Genomic DNA, 17,163 nt, shown 5'->3' on the forward strand with positions numbered 1-17,163 from the left:
GACGCGGAGCGCCCGTCACCCCACGTAGTCGACCTGCACGAAGTCGCGCTCGGGGAGGACTACGGCCGTCAGCTTGCCGAATTCTGGGTGGCTGGCGTAGACGCAGCCCGTGTCGATGCAGATCAGGTCCGGCTCGTCGACGGGCGACGGCTGCGGGGTGTGGCCGCAGACGACGGGCTTCTCCCAATCGCGGTCGCGGACGGCGAGGTGCTCGCGGGTCCAGAGGAACGTCTCGGCCGTCTCGTGCTGGAGGTTGTACGCGACGGGGTAGTACGGCTTGAGCCCGGCGTGGACGAAGCAGAAATCCGCCGTGTCGAGGTAGAGCCGGGTCCGTCGGAGGAACGCGTGGTGCGAGGCCGGGATGATGTGCTCGCCGTTCTCGTAGCTCGCGAGCGTTTCGAGCCCGCCGTTGATCCGCCACAGCTGGATGTCGCCCCGGTCGATGAAGTCGAGCATCATCTGATCGTGGTTGCCGCGCAGGAACGAGCAGCGCGGGCCGGTCTCGTCGGTGCTCGCCGTCTCCATCTCGATGAGGCGGTCGATGACGCCCTTCGAGTCCGGCCCGCGGTCGGTGTAGTCGCCGACGAAGATCAGGTGGTCGTCCAGCGTCGGCGCGAGGCGCTCCAGAAGCGCTTCGAGGGAACGGACGCAGCCGTGGATGTCACCGATGGCAATGAGGCTCATACGGGCGTAGCGAGAGGCCGGTGGAGTCGAGGATACGAAGGCCGCGCCTTACACCGACGGGGCGTGGGAAGACCCGGACGGCGGCGTGATGTCAACGAGGCCTCGGCCCGTCTTGCGCAGCCGCCCCTCGTCCTTGAGCGTCGTGAGCACCGCATCGAGGATGCCGTTGAGGAACGTCCCGCTTTGCTCGGTGCTGAACTGCTTCGCCACTTCGATGGCTTCGTTGATCGACACCTTCGGCGGGATATCCTCGAAGTAGAGCAGTTCCGTAATCGCCTGCCGCAGCGTCAACCGGTCGACCGTCGCGATGCGGTTGAGCCCCCAGTTCTTGGCATGCGCCTCGATGAGTTCGTCGGTCTCCTCCTCGTGGTCGAGCGTGGCGAGGAACAGCCGCTCGGCGAAGCGGAGCGCGGGCCCTTCGAAGTGCGGCTGGAGCAGGTGCTTGACGATGTGCCCGACGCCGTCCCCGCTCAATTCGCGGGCGTACAACGCCTGCATGACTCGGGCTCGGACTTCGCGGCGGCTGCTCATGGTTAGAGAAAGAACGGGGGGATGGATTGGAATAGCTCATGCTACGACGCATTTATCGGCTAGTGCCGCCGCAGCCTTTCAATTCGCTCAAGCTACACAAGCCCTTCCCTAGTTACGAACACGCGGGCCGCCGGGTCTATCCCGAACACACGCCGCCCCGCCCGCCATGCCGCCGCCCCCTCGCCCCGACCGACCGATCCGCTGGCGTGCTCGGCCGGCGCTCCTCGTGGCGGGCTGCTTCGCAGCGGGGATCGTAGCGGCCCGCTTCGCCCCGGCCGTCGGGTTTTGGGAATGGGTCGGGGTCGCCGGAGCCGCGGCGCTCGTGACCGTGGTCGCCACGGTGGGGAGCCGGGCGCGACTCGTGTCGCTCGCTGGGCTGATCGCGACGGTCGGTCTCGGCGTGGCGATTACGGCGCTGGGCGGGGCGCATCTCGCCGCGTGGCAGCAGCTTCCGAGCGATCACGTCGCCCACCTCGCCGCCCGTGTTGCCGACCCCGTCGTGCTCACCGGCACTGTCGCCGACCACCCCGTCGTGACCGAGCGCGGCGTCCGCTTCACGCTCGCCGCCGACTCCGCCGCGCCGACGGACGTGCTCTATCCCGTCCGAGGCCGCGTGCAGGTCTCCCTCTGGCACCCACGCCGCGACGACGAGCCTCGGATCGACTACCCGCTCGTCCGCGCCGGCTACCGCGTCGAGGTTGCCGGCGCGCTCCGCCCCCTCGCGCCCCGCCGTAATCCGGCCGACTTCGACTACGGCGCATATCTCGCCCGGCGCGGCACACACGCCACGCTCGCCGGCTACGACTCGACGACGCTCACCATACTTGCCGCCGATCCCGGCCCGCTCGACCGCACCGCGAACGCCGTCCGCGCCCACGTCGAAGTCACCCTCGCCCGCCACATCCGGGACGACGAGCCGCGCGCCGTCCTCTCCGCCCTCCTCCTCGCCGACCGCAGCGAGATCGACCGCGCCACCCGCGATGCGTTCGCGCTGACTGGGCTGATGCATCTGCTCGCGATCTCCGGCCTCCACGTCCTCCTCGTCGGGATGGCGCTCTACGCATTCCTCAAGCCGACGCTCCACCGGCTCCGCTGGTCGTGGCGGCGGGTCGAGATCGTGCGGACCGCGCTGACGCTCGGGTTGCTCGGGCTCTACGTCCTCACGACGGGCGCGCCGCCGTCGGCCGTGCGAGCCCTCGTGATGGCCGCGCTGCTCATCGTCGGGGCTGCGACGGAGCGGGCACCGAACACGCTCAACGCGCTCGGCGTGGCTGCCCTCGTGCTCCTGTTCGTGCGGCCGACGTTCCTGTTCGACGTCGGCTTCCAACTCTCGTTCGCCGCCGTCGGGGCGATCGTGACGCTGGTGCCGGTGCTCGAAAGCTGGCTACCGGCCGTGTGGACGGGAGGGAGAATCCGGCGATGGACCGTAAACATGACGCTCGTCTCGCTCGCCGCCACGCTCGGGACGATGCCGGTCCTCCTCTTCCACTTCGGCCGCGTCCCCCTCGCCGGACTCCTGCTCAACCTCGCCGCAATCCCGGCGACGACGCTCACGCTCGGCGGCGGGCTCTTCACCGTCCTCGCCTCCCCCCTCCCGCCCCTCGCCGATGTCTTCGGCGCGGCGGCTGAGGGCGGCGCTCTCGTGCTCCTCTGGCTCAGCCGGACCGGTGCCGAGTGGCTGGCGTGGACGAGCGTCGGCGGCTTCGTCCGCAACGCGTGGTTCATCAGCGCCCTCGCGGCGGGGCTCGCCGCGCTCGCCCTCTGGCCGCGGCCCCGTCCCCGCTGGCGCCTCGTCGCCGTTGCCGGCGCGCTTACGGTCATCGGTGTGTGGCAACCCGTGTGGAGCGGCGCGACGCAGCCGCGACTGGATGTGTTGTTCTTCGACGTCGGGCAGGGCGACGCCGCGCTCCTCACGCTTCCCAACGGACGCCGCGTGCTCGTCGATGCCGGGCTCCGCGACCCGTACACGGACCAGGGCGAGCGGACGATCCTCCCCCACCTCGTCCGCGAAAACATCGACCGACTCGACGCCGTGATCGTGACGCATCCGCACGCGGACCACCTCGGCGGGCTTCCGGCGATCCTGCGCGCGATCCCTACTGCACAGGTTGTCCACAACGGGCATAACTATTCCTCGGAGCTGTATGCCGAGACCGTCGCCCTCGTGGCCGAACGCGGCGTCCGCAGCCGCGCCGTCACGTCCGGCGATACGCTCGCGCTCGATCCGACAGTACGCCTCCAGATCCTTGGCCCCTCCGCCTCGCCCGGACCCGGCGACGAAGCGAACGAAGGCTCGGTCGTGCTCCGCGTGAGCTACGGTGCCACGTCGTTCCTCCTCACCGGCGACGCCGAAGCGGATGCCGAAGCCGACCTCCTCGCCCGCTACGGCGACCTGCTGCAAAGCGACGTGGTGAAAGTCGGCCACCACGGGAGCCGGACGAGCAGCACGGCCCCGTTCGTGACGGCCGTGGTCGGCGGGCAGACGCCGCTCGCCGTCGTGTCGGTCGCCGAGCGCAACGTCTACGGGCTCCCCAACGCCGAGGTGCTGGACCGCTGGGAGCACGCCGGGGCGACGGTGCTGCAAACGTCGAAAGAAGGTGCCGTCTGGCTCCGCTCCGATGGGAAGACCGTCAAGCGCTTGGACTGGCGCTGACCGCGTCGGTGCCCTGCAGCAAAGCTCAAGGAAGTGTCATCCTGAGCGAATGCGAAGGATCTTGACGCTACCCCCCTCGCTGTCTGTGCTCGTCGCGGACCCCCACGTGTCCTCCCCCTCCGAGGGGGAGGGACTCATCCTCTAGCGTTTCTGCACCGCCTCAGTGGTAGAGGAAGAGCGGGATCTCGGCGTTGTCGATCAGCCCGCTCGCCGTCGAGCCGAAGAGGAATTCTTTCAGGCCGGACTGCGAGTGGGCGCCCGCCACGATGAGGTCGGCGCGGCTGCGGGTGGCGTGGTCGAGCAGCCGACTCTTCGCCTGCCCGCCGGGCAGGCTCGTCCCCTCGACGGAGGTGAACCCGTGGGCTTGGAGGTAGGACTTCGCGAGCGAGAGCATCAGTTCGGACTCGGCCGTCGCCTCCTCCCCATCGCCCTCGCGCACGTTGACGACCTCGACGGCGAGGTGCTCCGTGTCGAACGGGCTCAGCTCGGCGAACTTCTGCATCGCGCGCGCCGCGCTCACGCTCCGGTCGTAGGCGACGAGCACGCGACGGATCGGGCGGTACTCGGACTCGACGACGAGCGTGGCGGCGGCGCCTTTCTCCACGACCTCGTCCATCGTCCGCGTTCGCTTGTCGCGCTGCGGATAAAAGAAGTGCGACTCGTGCCCGGCAATCAGCAGGTCGTGGTACTTCATGTCCTCGACGATCCGCTCGAACGGGACGCCCTCCTCGACGTGGTCGGCCCCGTGGGGGATGCCTTCGCGGTCGAGCTCCTCAGCGAAGCGGCGGAGGAGGTGGTGCGCTTGAGCGCGGGCCTCGTCCGAGAGTGCGTGTTGGAGCTTCTCTGCATAATACATCGCGCCCACGCCAGCGCCGGAAGCCTGGGAGCGGATCCCTTCGCGGTCGACGATGGCGAGGCCCGTCACCGACGCGCCGGAGCGGTGAGCGATCTCGATCGCGTAGCGGGTTGCGACGGAGGTGTCGGTGTCGAAGTCGAGGGCGACGAGGATGCGCTTGAGCATAAGGAAGAGGAGGCAAGATGTGGGCGGACGACTAAAGGTACATCGGGGGCATCAGAGACACTATGCCACCGATTGGTATAGGCTGATATAAGAGGAGCCCCTCGTTCATCCACACTGCCTAATTAAATAAAGTATTGAATAAGTAAAAAGGTATAGTAGTAGAGGCTGTGGACATGTGGACAAGCCGGTCGGAAGAGGCCGTTGTGGATAGACGTGCATAAGCGCCGAGTTATCCGCGGTACTGTCCACAAACGGCCCGCCGGCCGAAGCCGCGACAGTCCCCGTCCGGTGCGATCTCGCGACGTTGTCCACTTCTCCACGCCTGTCCACAACTAGGGGAATCCCCTACCCACACCCCGTCCACAACCCGGAGCCTGTGGACGACGGTTGGATAACCCGTGGAGAGATCGTCCTTGACAGCGTGGCGATTTTGACAGGGCGGAGCGGCGTCGGCGTTGTCCCCGACGCGTCCACGGTTGTCCACACCGTTCTCCACACGGTGGAAAAAGTCCCCGTTTTGCACACCACGCGCTGCCGAAGCCGCGTTCGGTCGGAAGGGGAAAACCCTCGCCCGATCAGTCCGTTGAACTCCGCCCCCGTCCCTCGATGCCGATTCGTTGATGCCGACTCGTTTCATGCGCACCGTGCTCTGCCTGCTCCTCGTCCTCGCGTTCGCTGCCGAGGCGCCCGCTCAGTCCAGCCGTCACGACGTCACGATCGCCCGCGTGAAGTACGGCGGCGGCGGTGACTGGTACAGCGGCGAGGGGTCGCTCCCCAACCTCCTCGCCTTCGTGCGGACGAACACGCTGCTCGACGTGGCACCCGAAGAAGACATCGTCGAACTGACGAGCGACAAGCTCTTCCAGTACCCGTACCTCTATCTCAACGGGCACGGCACGGTCCGCTTCACCGCGCGTGAGGCCGAGCGGCTTCGGCGCTACCTCGTCGGCGGCGGCTTCCTCCACATCAACGACGACTACGGGCTCGATCAGACGATCCGGCAGGAGATGAAGAAAGTCTTCCCCGAGCAGGAGTTCGTCGCCGTCCCGTTCGAGCATGAGGTCTACCACGCGCACTTCCAGTTCCCCAACGGCCTCCCCAAAGTGCACGAGCACGACGGCAAGCCGGCGCAGGGACTCGGGTTGTTCCACGAGGGGCGGCTAGTCGTGTTCTATTCGTACGAGAGCGACATCGGCGACGGGTGGGAGCCGGAGGGCGTGCATAACAACCCACCCGAGAAGCGGCAGGCGGCGCTCCGGATGGGAACGAACCTGCTCGTTTACGCGATGACACGCTAGCAACTCCCCTGCCTCTCTCCTTCTCCCCTATGCGTTTGATTCTCTTCGTTGCCCTCGTCGTCGTGCTCGCCGTCACGAACCCCGGCCCGGACGAGTTCGCCGAGTTCGCCGAAGACAACGTCGCCGAGCAGATCGGGACGATGGCGGAGGCGATGCCCGCAGGTGGACTCCTCGGCGACCTCGGAGCGATGGCGGCCGGTCGCCTCGTCCGCCGCTTCGCCGACCGCGACAACTACCTCGTCGCGAGCGTGTATACCTTAGACTTCGACGGGCGCGCGCGCGAAGGCGAGGAGTGGAAGTTCATCGGCATCGCCACCCTCTTCTTCGAGATCCAACGCCCCGCCAGCCTCGACTGATCGCGCCCCGGTCCCCAACGCGCCTGTACAGACGCGACACGCCGCGTCTCTACCTACCACTTCGCTCTTCGCTCTCCATGCACGACGACCTCCGCACGCAAGACCCCGACCTCTACTCCATCATCCAGCGCGAAATCGACCGGCAGAACGACGGGCTCGAACTCATCGCCTCGGAGAACTTCGTCTCGCTCGCCGTGCTGCAGGCGATGGGCACGCCGCTGACGAACAAGTACGCCGAAGGCCGGCCCGGCAAGCGCTACTACGGCGGGTGTGAGATCGTCGACGAGGCCGAAGTGCTCGCGCAGGAGCGAGCGAAGAAGCTCTTCGGCGCCGACTGGGTGAACGTGCAGCCGCACTCCGGCGCCACGGCCAACCACGCCATCTACCTCGCCCTCATGGAGCCCGGCGACCGCCTCCTCGGGCTCGACCTCGCCCACGGCGGCCACCTCACGCACGGCTCCCCCGTCAACTTCTCCGGCATCCTCTACGACGCCCACTTCTACGGCGTCGAGCGCGATGGCGAGCTCGCCGGACGGATCGATATGGAGAAGGTGCGGGCGAAAGCGCGCGACGTGCAGCCGAAGATGATCTCCGTCGGTGCCAGCGCTTACAGCCGTGACTTCGACTATCCGGCGTTCCGCGCGATCGCCGACGAGGTGGGCGCGATCCTGTGGGTGGACATGGCCCACACCGCCGGCCTCATCGCCGTCGACCTGCTGAGCGACCCGCTCCCCCACGCCCACGTCGTCTCGACGACGACGCACAAGACGCTGCGCGGGCCGCGCGGCGGGATGCTTCTCGTCGGGAAGGACGCCGAGAACCCGCTCGGGAAGACGTGGAAGAGCGGGAAGCCGAAGATGATGAGTGAACTGCTCGACTCGGCCGTCTTCCCCGGCGTGATCGGCGGGCCGCTGATGCACGTGATCGCGTCGAAAGCCGTTGCCTTCGGCGAGGCGCTCGAACCGTCGTTCAAAGACTACGGCCGGCGCGTGATCGCGAACGCCGCGGCGATGGCCGACGCCTTCGTCGAGCGCGGCTACGACGTCGTCAGCGGCGGCACCGACAACCACCTCCTCCTCATCGACCTGCGCAGCAAGGGGCTCACCGGCAAAGAGGCCGAGGCTCTCCTCGGTGAGGCCGACATCACCGTCAACAAGAATATGGTCCCGTTCGACCCGGAGAGCCCGTTCGTCACGAGCGGCATCCGGCTCGGCACGCCGGCCGTCACCACGCGCGGGCTCGGGCCCGACGCCGTGCGCGAGGTCGTCGGGCTCATCGACCGCGTCCTCTCGAAGCGGGAGAGTGAGGGCACGCGCGAGATGGTCCGCCGCGAGGTGTTCGTGATGAGCGAGCGGTTCCCGCTCTACGGCCACAGCGTGCTGGCGTGATTTGTGATGCGGTCCAGGCGGGAAGAGGAAGTCCTTCCCACTCGGTGTTTGGCGGCGGGCGGTGCTCCGCTGTACGTTCCATTCGGAGCCGCTCGTTTTCAGAATCTCTCGGCGTAGGCTGTTGGAACGAATGCCGGGGGGGACGGTTTTTTACGAGCGCCCCCCGCGCGTGCTTAGTTTGTGCTCTTTGTGATTCCGGCTCGGGCCGGCGTTCTCTTCCCTCCCATGGCAAACGATTTTAGCTCGGTCCCGGAATCGGCCCTCGCGCGGCTGGGGCACCAGCTCTACCAGCGGGCCCTCGTCCGGCGCGACCAGGAGCCGATCACCGACCCGCGCGGGCAGCCCATCGGCTGGCTGCTCGACACGCGCATCCCGATGCTGGAGGGAGAGATCTTCGATGAGATCGGCGAGGTCCTCGCCGAGCGGCTCCAGTCCCGCTCCGTCTTCCAGGTCGCCGGCTTCGGCTACGGCTCGTTCCCGATCGTGTGCTCCGTGCTCGGCGCGGACACCGAGGCGACGTTCCGGGGCGGGTTCATCCGCGAGCGGCGGAAGGCGTACGGCCGCCGCCGCCTCGTCGAAGGCCCCCTCGACCGCAGCGAGCCCGTCGTGCTCGTGGACGACATCCTCAACAGCGGGCGCAGCGCGGCCCGCGCGATCGCCCTCCTCCGCAGCGACGGGTTCGAAGTGCCCGGCGTGCTGACCCTCTTCAACTTCACGTGGAGCGGCGGCAAGAGCCGGCTCGAAGGCGAGGGGCTGTGGGTGGAGAGCCTGCTGGAGCTCAACCTCCGCGAGAGCGCCCGCGCCGCGGCCTCCTCCGGCGACGCACGCCGCTGAGTTATTAGGAGCGGAAGAGCGGAGGAGAGAAAGAGCGGAGGAGGTCTGAGATCGACCGCCGCCATCTTCCGATCTTCCCCCTTCCGTTCTTCCTCACCCTGGACCCCCTTGCTCGACCTCAAATCCAAGCTGACGCGCTTCCGCAAGCCCGGCCTTCCGTCCGGCGACGGAGCCCCGGCCCACGGCGTCGCCGACGGCATCGCCGCCGAGATGGGCTTCCTCGACCACCTCGAGGAAATGCGCTGGCGGATCTTCAAGGCGCTCGGCGCCCTGATCGTCACCTCCATCCTCTGCCTGTTCTTCGCCGATTGGGTGATCGACTCGCTCCTGATGGCGCCGACGCGCGTGGACTTCTTCATGTACCGGCTCTTCGGCGTGGACGCGACGGAGTTGGTGTTGCAAAACCGGACGATCACCGGGCAGTTCTTCGCCTATTTCGGGACCGTCCTCGCCGTCGGCTTCATCCTCGCGATGCCGCTCGTGCTCTACCAAGTCTGGGCGTTCGTCGAGCCGGGGCTCTACGCGCACGAGAAGCAAGGGCTGCGGTTCATCGCCGTCTTCGCCACGTTCTTCTTCGTGCTCGGCGTGTCGTTCGGCTACCTCATCCTCACGCCGCTCGCGCTCCAGTTCTTCGCGAACTTCCAGATCTCCGAGCAGATCATCAACGAGTTCGACATCACGAAGTACTTCTCGATGGTGCTGATGTGGACGTTCGGCGCGGGCGCGCTCTTCGAGATGCCCGTCGTGGTGTACTTCCTCGCCAGCCTCGGGATCGTGACGGCGGCGAAGATGCGGGCCTACCGGAAGTACGCCCTCATCATCATCCTCATCGTCGCCGCCTTCTTCACGCCGCCGGACCCGATGAGCCAGCTCATCATGGCGTTCCCCCTCCTCGGGCTCTACGAGGCGTCGATCTTCATCACCGCCGTCGTCGAGCGGCGGCGGCTGAAGGAGGAGGCGAAGCGCCGCCGCCAGGAGGAGAAGGAGGAGGCGGAGCGCGTCCGCGCGGAGGCGAAGAAGCGCCTTGACGGGTGAGCGCCGATGTCGTTTCGTGTATACGCCGGCGCGCCCCCGCCGCGTTCGTTCTGAGTCGCCGAACCTAAGAAGCCGAAGAGGTCCCGCATGAAACGCTCGCTCCGCACCGCCGCCCCTGCCGTCATCGTCGCCCTCGGGCTCGGCCTGCTCGCGGGCTTCTTCATGCCGCGCGACGACGACTTCTTCGCCCTCAAGAAGAACTTCACCATCTTTGGCAAGCTCTACGAGGAGCTCGCTACGGGCTACGTCGACGACCTCGACTCCGAGCAGCTCATGCGGACGGGCATCGACGCGATGCTCCAGACGCTCGACCCGTACACCGTCTTCATCGACGAGGCGGACAATGAGGACATCGAGATCCTCACGCGCGGGCGCTACGGCGGCGTCGGCCTCACGGTGGGGCAGCGCGGCGGGAAGACCGTCGTGCTCCAGCCCGTCGAGGGCGCGAGCGCGTTCGAGCAGGGCGTCCGCACCGGCGACGTCATTACGAACATCGCCGGCATTCCGACCGACGACCTCGAGTCGGACGAGATCCGTGACCTCCTCCGTGGCGACCCCGGCACGACGGTTGAGATCCGCGTCGAGCGCGAGGGCGAGCCAGAGCCGCTCGACTTCCGCCTCACGCGCTCCGAGGTCCAGCTCAAAAATGTCACGTACGCGGAGTACGTCGGCAATCCCGCCGACGGCGTCGGCTACGTCAAGCTCGAACGGTTCTCGCGCGACGCGGCCGAGGAAGTCGCGGCGGCGATCCAAAAGCTCTACAGCGAGGGCCCGCTGAACGCGCTCGTGCTCGACCTCCGCGGCAACCCCGGCGGCTTGCTCGAAGCGGCCGTCGACATCTCCGGCCACTTCCTCCCGCAGGGCTCCGTCATCGTCTCGACGCGTGGCCGGCAGCCCGAGAGCGAGCGGGTCTACCGTAGCCGCGCCGCCCCCGTCGCGCTCGACGTCCCCCTCGCCGTCCTCGTCGACGGCGGCAGCGCCTCGGCCTCGGAGATCGTCGCCGGTGCGATTCAGGACCACGACCGCGGCATCGTCGTCGGCGAGCGGACGTTCGGGAAGGGGCTCGTGCAGATCATCCGCGGCCTCCCGTACCACACCTCGCTCAAGATGACGACGGCGAAGTACTACACCCCGAGCGGCCGGTGCATCCAGGCCGTCGAGTACTCCCGCGACGAGGTCGGCGGCCGCGCCGTCGAAGTCGCCGACTCGCTGCGCCGCGCGTACACGACGGTCGGCGGCCGGCCGGTCTACGACGGTAAGGGGATCGAGCCGGACATCGAAGCCAGCCTCGGCGAGATGAGCGAGCTGGAGGCGGCGCTCGTCCGGCAGGCCGCGTTCTTCCTCTTCGCCAACCGCTACGCGGCCACGCACGAGGCCGAGGGCGACGCGTTCTCCGTCAGCGACGCCGACCTCCGCGCGTTCCACGACTGGCTCGCCACGCAGGACTTCACGTACCGCACGCGGGCCGAGCAGGCGCTCGACGGCCTCGCCGAGAACCTCGACGGCGCGGGCTACGACGAGACCGCCGACGAGATCGAGGAGCTCCGCCGCGAGCTGTGGGAGGAGAAGGAACTCGACTTCGAGCGGCACGCGCCCCGGTTGAAAGAGCGGCTCCGCCGCGAGATCCTCGCCCGCTACCTCGGCGAGAGCGCGCAGATCGAGGCCTCGTTCCGCGACGACTACCAGTTCAACCGCGCTAGAGAACTGCTCGCCGATGCCTCGTCGTATCGCGGCGTGCTGAGCGCCGAGTGAGGGCGGTGCCCGCCCCTCCACCGATCACGAGCGGAGCTATGCGAACCGTCTGGGTGGGGCTCGCGCTGCTGATTCTCGTCCCGGTCCTGAGCGGGTGCAAGGCGCTGCTCTACACTCCGAGCACGCACGTCGTGCCAATGTTCGAGCGGAGCGGTCAGGTTCAGGCTGCGGTCAGCCTCAAGCAGGACGCAGGCTTCGACGTTCAGGTCGCAGGTTCGCCGCTGCCCCACATCGTACTGTTTACTACCGGCACCGCCGCCCTCAACGTGCTTGATAGATACCAGCAGCGCTATGGAGAGCTTGGCGGTGGATTCTATGCCGTGATCCCGTACGAGATGACGCTCGAACTCTTGGCTGGGAAGGGGCGGGGACGGGCGAGGGGGCAGGGGGAGCAGTTGGTGTCGTCCGATGACATTTTCCCGGTGATCGAGTCCTACTCGTACGAAGCAGCGTACCGACGGACGTTTGCCCAGGTCAACATCGGCAAGCGAACCGATGGTGGAGCCCTGCTCGTGGGTGGTGCGCTCCGCTTTTCGTGGGTGCACTTCGACGATTTCGAGACGGATCCGGAAGACCTCGTCCGGGAGGTGCGCGCGGTCTACGCCGAACCGGCCCTGTTCTTTCGAGCGCGCGTGAACCGGTTCGTGGATTTGGAAGGGCAGCTCGGTTCCAGCTATGCCCTGCGAGAGGAGGAACAGGCACTGTTCGGGAAAGTGGAGCGGTACGGCAGTGTCGGCATCCGGCTTCATCTCGGGCGGCCGTCGATCTAGTCCCGCTGACGGCGGACACCGTATCTTCGCACCCGGTAGGGGCGCAGCGCGCTGCGCCCCTACGTTTTTTTCGAGCCGCATCACCTCCGTACCACATGGACCCGGTCAATATCCTGATTCTCGGCACGGCGGGGCTCGTCGGCGGGTTCGTGGCGGGGCTGCTCGGCGTGGGCGGCGGGATCATCTTCGCGCCCGTTCTGCTCTTCTTCTACCAGGCGACGGGCGTCCCGGCCGACCTCGTGGTGCCGCTCACGGCAGGGTCGAGCCTGTTCTGCACCCTCATGGCAGCGCTCTCGGGGACGTACTCACAGGTCAAGCTCGGCATGGTGCGGACCCGCGTGGTATGGATCGCGGGGCTCTTCGCCGCCGTCGCCGTTACACTGACGACCCTCTTCGTGACGACGCAGCCGTGGTACGACCAGCAGGTCTTCGGGCTCGTGTTGGCGGTGATCCTGCTGCTGGCCGTCGTGCGGATGCTGCGGAAGCGGACGACGGGTGGTGAGCCCATCGAGATGCGCGGCGAGGCGGACCGGGTGCCAGTGCCCGCGCTTGCGGTGGCAGGTGCGGCGGCGGGCACCGTAGCGAGCGCGGCGGGCGTCGGCGGTGGCATCGTGATGGTCCCGGTCTACAACCAACTCCTCCGCCTCCCGCTCAAAGAAGCCGCTGCCACCTCGATGGCGACGATCGTGCTGATCTCGCTGAGTGGCGTGGCGATTTATGTGCTCAGCGGGCTCGGCGCAGGCACGCCCACGACGGCGCTGGGCTACGTCGATTTCGGGCAGGCCGTGTGGCTGGCCCTCCCCGCGATCCTGACGGCCCGGCTGGGCGTGAAGGTCGCCTCGCGCGTCAACGTGCTGGCGATCCGCTGGGGGTTCGCGGCCCTGGCCACCGTCGTCGCGGTGCGGCTGATCTGGCGCGCGATCGGCTGATCGCTGCCACGTAGATTCCCCGCCGAACGCTCCCTCCGATATAGAACTCCGCCCGTGCGCCCGCTGCTCGCTACCTGGAAACGGTACCCGTTCATCGGCCTGCTCGCCGCGCTCAGCGTGGCGGTGATTCCGGCTTCGCTGGCGTGGACGACGGCGCGCGTCTTCGTCCTCGTCGTGACGGGCGAGATGGGATTCGTCACCGACTTCTCGTATTACTACGAAGCGGCGGAGCGCTTCGTCCGCGACCCGCTCACGCTCTACCCTGACCCGTTCGGATTCATGTACCCGCCGCTGAGCGTGCTGCTGTTCCTGCCGCTCCTCGCGCTCCCGGTGCCCGCGTCGTTCCTGCTCTCGGTCGTCGGGATCGCCGTGCTCGCGGCGGCGTGCGTCGAGCTTACGATTCGGCTCTACGAACGGGCCCGGGACGAGCGCATCGGCACCCCGCTCCGGGTGACGCTGCTGCTGATCGGGTTCGCGACGGCGCCGGTGTTCCACAACCTGAAGTACGGGCAGGTGAACGTGCTCGTGCTCTTCCTCGGCCTCGTCTTTCTGTGGCTGCTGCAGCGGGACCGCCCGCTCGCGGCGGCGCTCGTGCTCAGCGTCGGGTTCTGGCTCAAGCTGTATCCCCTCGCGCTCTGCCTCATCGGGCTCCGGCGCGGGTGGGCCGCACGCGGCGCGGTCGGACTCGTGCTCGGCATCGTCGTGGCGCCGCTCGTGCTGCTGCCGTTCGTGCCGGCGGAGCTATACCGACAGTACGTGTTCGACCTCCTCCCGTACTGGTCGGGCGTGACGAACACGCACGCGCTCAATCAGTCCATCACCGGAGTGCTGGAGCACATCCAGCTTCCGCTCGATACCTATCTCCTCTCGCGGGACACGCCGGTCGGGGGATTTGCGAACGCGGTCAATGCGGTCGTTCTCCTGGGCGGGCTCGGCGGGCTCTACGGGGCGTACTTCCTCGGGCGGCTGCGCTACGAAGTGGTGGGCGTCGCCGTCCTCGCGGTGCTGCCCGTCGTGTCGGCGCTCGGGTGGGAGCATACCTACGTCCTCGCGCTCCCGCTCTACCTCTACGCGCTGCTCGAAGTCCGGGATCGCGGGCCGGCAGCACAGGCGTTCGTCGCGCTTGCCGTATTGGTTTTTATGATCCCGAAGCCGCCGGAGCCAGCGATGGTGTGGACGTTTGCGCACTGGCCCCGCCTGCTCGTGGACGTGTTCTACGCCCGTTTCCTGATCGTCACACTCGTGCTGCTCGGCGTGGTGCCGGTGTGGATGCGGACGCGGCGCGCGACGGCCGAAACGCAGCGCGCCCCGGCAGCCTGAGCCGCCGGGGCGCGGAGCAACGGAGTCGGCAAGAGCGGTTAGCTCATGTCGCCGGAGTTGCGCACGATGAACGTGACCTTGCAGTTCGTGCGGTAGAGGTAGGAACCGTCGTCCTGCACAAAGATCTCCATATCCTTGATCCAGACGTGCTTGACGTCCTTGACGGTCTTGGCGACTTCCTTGATCGCGTTGAGCGCAGCGTCGTCGAAGCTCGTCTTCGATTCGGAGCTGATTTCGATTACTTTGGCGATAGCCATGAGGGGTGCGGGTTGAAATGAGTGAACGGAGAAAGGCGGTGAGGAGCGACGCCGGCGCAGAGCAACGGGCACGGCATCCTCGGAATAGACCTTCTACGACCGAGGCTCGCGCCGGGGTCCGCGCCGGGCTCGCCGCGCGGTGGTTCGCGTGGCTCCTCTCGCACGGCGAGGGGTTCGACCGCGACCTCTACGGCGAAAGGAAACGCGCCCTCCTCGGCGGGCTGAGCGGCACCGTCGTCGAGATCGGGCCGGGCGCGGGCGTGAACCTGCCGTACTACGCGGCCGGCGTTCGCTGGATCGGCGTCGAGCCGAACGTCCACTTCCACGAGCGACTGCGCCGGGCGGCGGAACGTCACGGAATCGAAGCCGATGTGCTCGGCGGCGTCGCCGAGCATCTCCCGGTGCCGGACGCGAGCGCCGACGCCGTCGTCTCGACCCTCGTGCTCTGTTCAGTGACGGACCTCGACGCCGCGCTCGCCGAAGTCCGGCGCGTGCTGAAGCCGGGCGGGCGGTTCGTCTTCGTCGAGCACGTCGCCGCGCCGGAGGGCTCCCTCCTCCGTCGCGTGCAGCGCATCGTCAAGCCCGCGTGGGGCGTCATCGCCGACGGCTGCCGACCGGACCGCGAGACGGGCCACGTCATCGAACGGGCCGGCTTCGCCGACGTGCAGATCGAGCGGTTCGACGCGGCGATGCCGCTGCCGGTCGTCCGTCCGCACATCGCGGGGACGGCGCGGCGGGCGGGGTAGGCCGCCGCGCGACGAGCATGCGGAGGACGGCGAGGATTGGGCCGAACGCGAGGAGCGCGGCGAGGCTCCACACCCACGCGCCGCCCCACGGCGCCGGCCACAGCGGCGTGAGCGGGACGAGCGAAGCGAGGAGGGCCGCGACGGCAAAAGCGAACGCCCGGCGTCCGCGCGTGACGCCGCCGCCCCACGTCGCCCGCGCCGCCGCGACGAGCCCGACGCTGACGAATCCGAGCAGCCCGAGGTGGAGGTAGAGAATCCGAAACGCCGGCACTGCCGTCCAGCCCGCCCCCACGAGGCTCGCCGCGCCGAGGCCGAGCGCTTTGAGCGCGAGCGCGCCCAGCGCGAACCGCCACAGCCCATCCGCCCCTCGCCACAGCGCCGCGACGAGCAGCCCGAGCCCCGCGCTCAGCAACAGCCCGCCCGCCCGCGCCAGCAACTCGACGGTTGGGGGAACGAGCGACGGCGCCATCCCGAGCGCGAACGTGAACGGCACGCCGACCGCGACGAGCCGAATCCCCCACATCGCCCGTCGATCGTCGGACTTCGCCTCCGCCGCCGCGAGGCCGAGCACGCCGAGGCCGAACCAGCCCTCGGAGAACACGTCGAGGAAAAGGTGCGTGAGCGCCGCCTTCAGGGCGTGGCTCTCGACGCCCGTCGCCTGGAGGAGCGGCAGGCCCCACGCGCCGAGCGTGGCGAAGACGAGAAAGAAGAGGGCGAGGTCGAACAGCCGGAGCGCGAGGGACGACGGGGCGCCGCGCCGCGCCCGCACGTAGAGCACGACGAAGCCGTACCACGCCAGCACGTTGAAGCCCGCTGCCATCACCGAGAGCGGCAGCCGCATTCCGCCCACGAACGCCGGCGCGTAGCCGAACAGCAGGAACGGCGGATACGCCACGAGCGCCGTCGCGAACGCCGCGCCCACGGCGATGCCTGCGCCCCGCATCGGCCGCGCGCCGAGGCTCGGGAGCCGGTGCGCGATGAGCGCCATCAGCGCCGGCGTCACCCAGCCGAAGTACATCGCGTGCGAGTGTGCGTGCCGCACGTTCCCGAGATCGAGCCCGAACACGACGCCGTGGGCGACGGCGAAGCGGAAGAACGCGCCCGTCAGCCCGGCGAGGACGAAGAACGCGAGCGCCCCGCGCCACGCCCACCGGAGCGAATACCCCTCGGCCGGGCGCTCGGCGTCACGCATCGGACCGGGCCGAGCGGGCCGATGCGTCGGACGCGCCCCAGAGCCCGAGCTTCACCTGAAAAATCGTCGCGATCTGCGTCGCCTTCGCCTTCATCGTGTCGGCGTGCGGGCCGTGGAAGTAGGCGTCGATGGTGGCGTGGAAGCGCTCGACCCAGCGCGTGAAGTGGTACTCGGTTAGCCCCTCCAGCCGGAGGTGGGCGTCGAACGGCCGGCCCCGGTACGTCCCCGTCTGAAACACGACGGACGACCAGAAGGCGTACATCTTCGGGAGATGCGCCGGCATGTCGAGCCCTTCGAAGAACCGGCCGAGCCAGAGGTCGCGGTCGATGGCATCGTAGAACGCATCGACGACGACGCGCACGTCCTGTTCGGTCTGGATGTCGGGAAGCTGCATGGC

Annotated in this window: 17 protein-coding genes; 11 read left to right on the forward strand and 6 right to left on the reverse strand. The window is 68.2% G+C overall.

Going from position 1 to position 17,163, the window contains the following annotated elements:
* Positions 1-15: 15 nt before the first annotated feature.
* Positions 16-684: a metallophosphoesterase family protein gene (locus ABJF88_10050; protein MEP0547261.1), complete on the reverse strand. Its 669-nt coding sequence runs from the start codon at positions 682-684 to the stop codon at positions 16-18.
* Between the two features lie 48 nt (positions 685-732).
* The gene (gene nusB, locus ABJF88_10055) at positions 733-1,215 is read right to left on the reverse strand and encodes a transcription antitermination factor NusB (protein MEP0547262.1); all 483 of its coding nucleotides are present in this window, start codon (positions 1,213-1,215) and stop codon (positions 733-735) included.
* A gap of 166 nt (positions 1,216-1,381) precedes the next feature.
* On the opposite strand from nusB, the gene ABJF88_10060 reads away from it, so the two are divergent.
* Positions 1,382-3,868 (forward strand): DNA internalization-related competence protein ComEC/Rec2, encoded by a 2,487-nt coding sequence (locus tag ABJF88_10060; protein MEP0547263.1) that lies wholly within the window; start codon positions 1,382-1,384, stop codon positions 3,866-3,868.
* A 160-nt stretch (positions 3,869-4,028) separates the two neighbouring features.
* On the opposite strand, the gene ABJF88_10065 is transcribed toward ABJF88_10060, so the two are convergent.
* A complete protein-coding gene (locus ABJF88_10065; GenBank protein ID MEP0547264.1) occupies positions 4,029-4,889 on the reverse strand; it encodes a universal stress protein in 861 nt (286 codons plus the stop codon).
* A 620-nt stretch (positions 4,890-5,509) separates the two neighbouring features.
* Between ABJF88_10065 and ABJF88_10070 the strand changes: the two genes are divergently transcribed.
* The 9 genes from ABJF88_10070 (at position 5,510) to ABJF88_10110 (ending at position 14,571) form a co-directional block, all read left to right on the forward strand.
* Positions 5,510-6,187 carry a DUF4159 domain-containing protein gene (locus ABJF88_10070; GenBank protein ID MEP0547265.1) on the forward strand — a complete coding sequence of 226 codons (678 nt, stop codon included), beginning with the start codon at positions 5,510-5,512 and terminating at the stop codon, positions 6,185-6,187.
* A 29-nt stretch (positions 6,188-6,216) separates the two neighbouring features.
* Positions 6,217-6,543 carry a DUF4359 domain-containing protein gene (locus ABJF88_10075; protein MEP0547266.1) on the forward strand — a complete coding sequence of 109 codons (327 nt, stop codon included), beginning with the start codon at positions 6,217-6,219 and terminating at the stop codon, positions 6,541-6,543.
* A gap of 77 nt (positions 6,544-6,620) precedes the next feature.
* Positions 6,621-7,931, forward strand: a complete 1,311-nt coding sequence (gene glyA, locus ABJF88_10080; GenBank protein ID MEP0547267.1) for a serine hydroxymethyltransferase — start codon at positions 6,621-6,623, stop codon at positions 7,929-7,931.
* A 225-nt stretch (positions 7,932-8,156) separates the two neighbouring features.
* A complete protein-coding gene (locus ABJF88_10085) occupies positions 8,157-8,765 on the forward strand; it encodes an orotate phosphoribosyltransferase (protein MEP0547268.1) in 609 nt (202 codons plus the stop codon).
* Between the two features lie 108 nt (positions 8,766-8,873).
* Positions 8,874-9,800, forward strand: coding sequence for a twin-arginine translocase subunit TatC (gene tatC / locus ABJF88_10090; GenBank protein ID MEP0547269.1), 927 nt, complete (start codon positions 8,874-8,876; stop codon positions 9,798-9,800).
* Positions 9,801-9,887: 87 nt separating this feature from the next.
* Positions 9,888-11,552, forward strand: a complete 1,665-nt coding sequence (locus ABJF88_10095; protein ID MEP0547270.1) for a S41 family peptidase — start codon at positions 9,888-9,890, stop codon at positions 11,550-11,552.
* Positions 11,553-11,590: 38 nt separating this feature from the next.
* Positions 11,591-12,322: a hypothetical protein gene (locus tag ABJF88_10100; protein ID MEP0547271.1), complete on the forward strand. Its 732-nt coding sequence runs from the start codon at positions 11,591-11,593 to the stop codon at positions 12,320-12,322.
* Positions 12,323-12,417: 95 nt separating this feature from the next.
* A complete protein-coding gene (locus ABJF88_10105) occupies positions 12,418-13,251 on the forward strand; it encodes a sulfite exporter TauE/SafE family protein (GenBank protein MEP0547272.1) in 834 nt (277 codons plus the stop codon).
* 54 nt (positions 13,252-13,305) lie between these two features.
* Positions 13,306-14,571: a glycosyltransferase family 87 protein gene (locus tag ABJF88_10110; GenBank protein MEP0547273.1), complete on the forward strand. Its 1,266-nt coding sequence runs from the start codon at positions 13,306-13,308 to the stop codon at positions 14,569-14,571.
* 38 nt (positions 14,572-14,609) lie between these two features.
* On the opposite strand, the gene ABJF88_10115 is transcribed toward ABJF88_10110, so the two are convergent.
* Positions 14,610-14,828, reverse strand: a complete 219-nt coding sequence (locus ABJF88_10115) for a dodecin family protein (protein ID MEP0547274.1) — start codon at positions 14,826-14,828, stop codon at positions 14,610-14,612.
* Positions 14,829-14,866: 38 nt separating this feature from the next.
* Between ABJF88_10115 and ABJF88_10120 the strand changes: the two genes are divergently transcribed.
* Entirely contained in the window at positions 14,867-15,574 is a 708-nt protein-coding gene (locus ABJF88_10120; protein MEP0547275.1) for a class I SAM-dependent methyltransferase, read from the forward strand.
* On the opposite strand, the gene ABJF88_10125 is transcribed toward ABJF88_10120, so the two are convergent.
* Positions 15,465-16,766 carry a hypothetical protein gene (locus tag ABJF88_10125; GenBank protein ID MEP0547276.1) on the reverse strand — a complete coding sequence of 434 codons (1,302 nt, stop codon included), beginning with the start codon at positions 16,764-16,766 and terminating at the stop codon, positions 15,465-15,467. The two genes, ABJF88_10120 and ABJF88_10125, sit on opposite strands and share 110 nt — an antisense overlap.
* A complete protein-coding gene (locus tag ABJF88_10130) occupies positions 16,759-17,160 on the reverse strand; it encodes a group III truncated hemoglobin (GenBank protein ID MEP0547277.1) in 402 nt (133 codons plus the stop codon). The genes ABJF88_10125 and ABJF88_10130 overlap by 8 nt, the downstream gene beginning before the upstream one ends.
* Positions 17,161-17,163 lie beyond the last annotated feature (3 nt).

The organism is Rhodothermales bacterium (assembly GCA_039944855.1).
Classification (GTDB): domain Bacteria; phylum Bacteroidota; class Rhodothermia; order Rhodothermales; family JANQRZ01; genus JBBSMX01.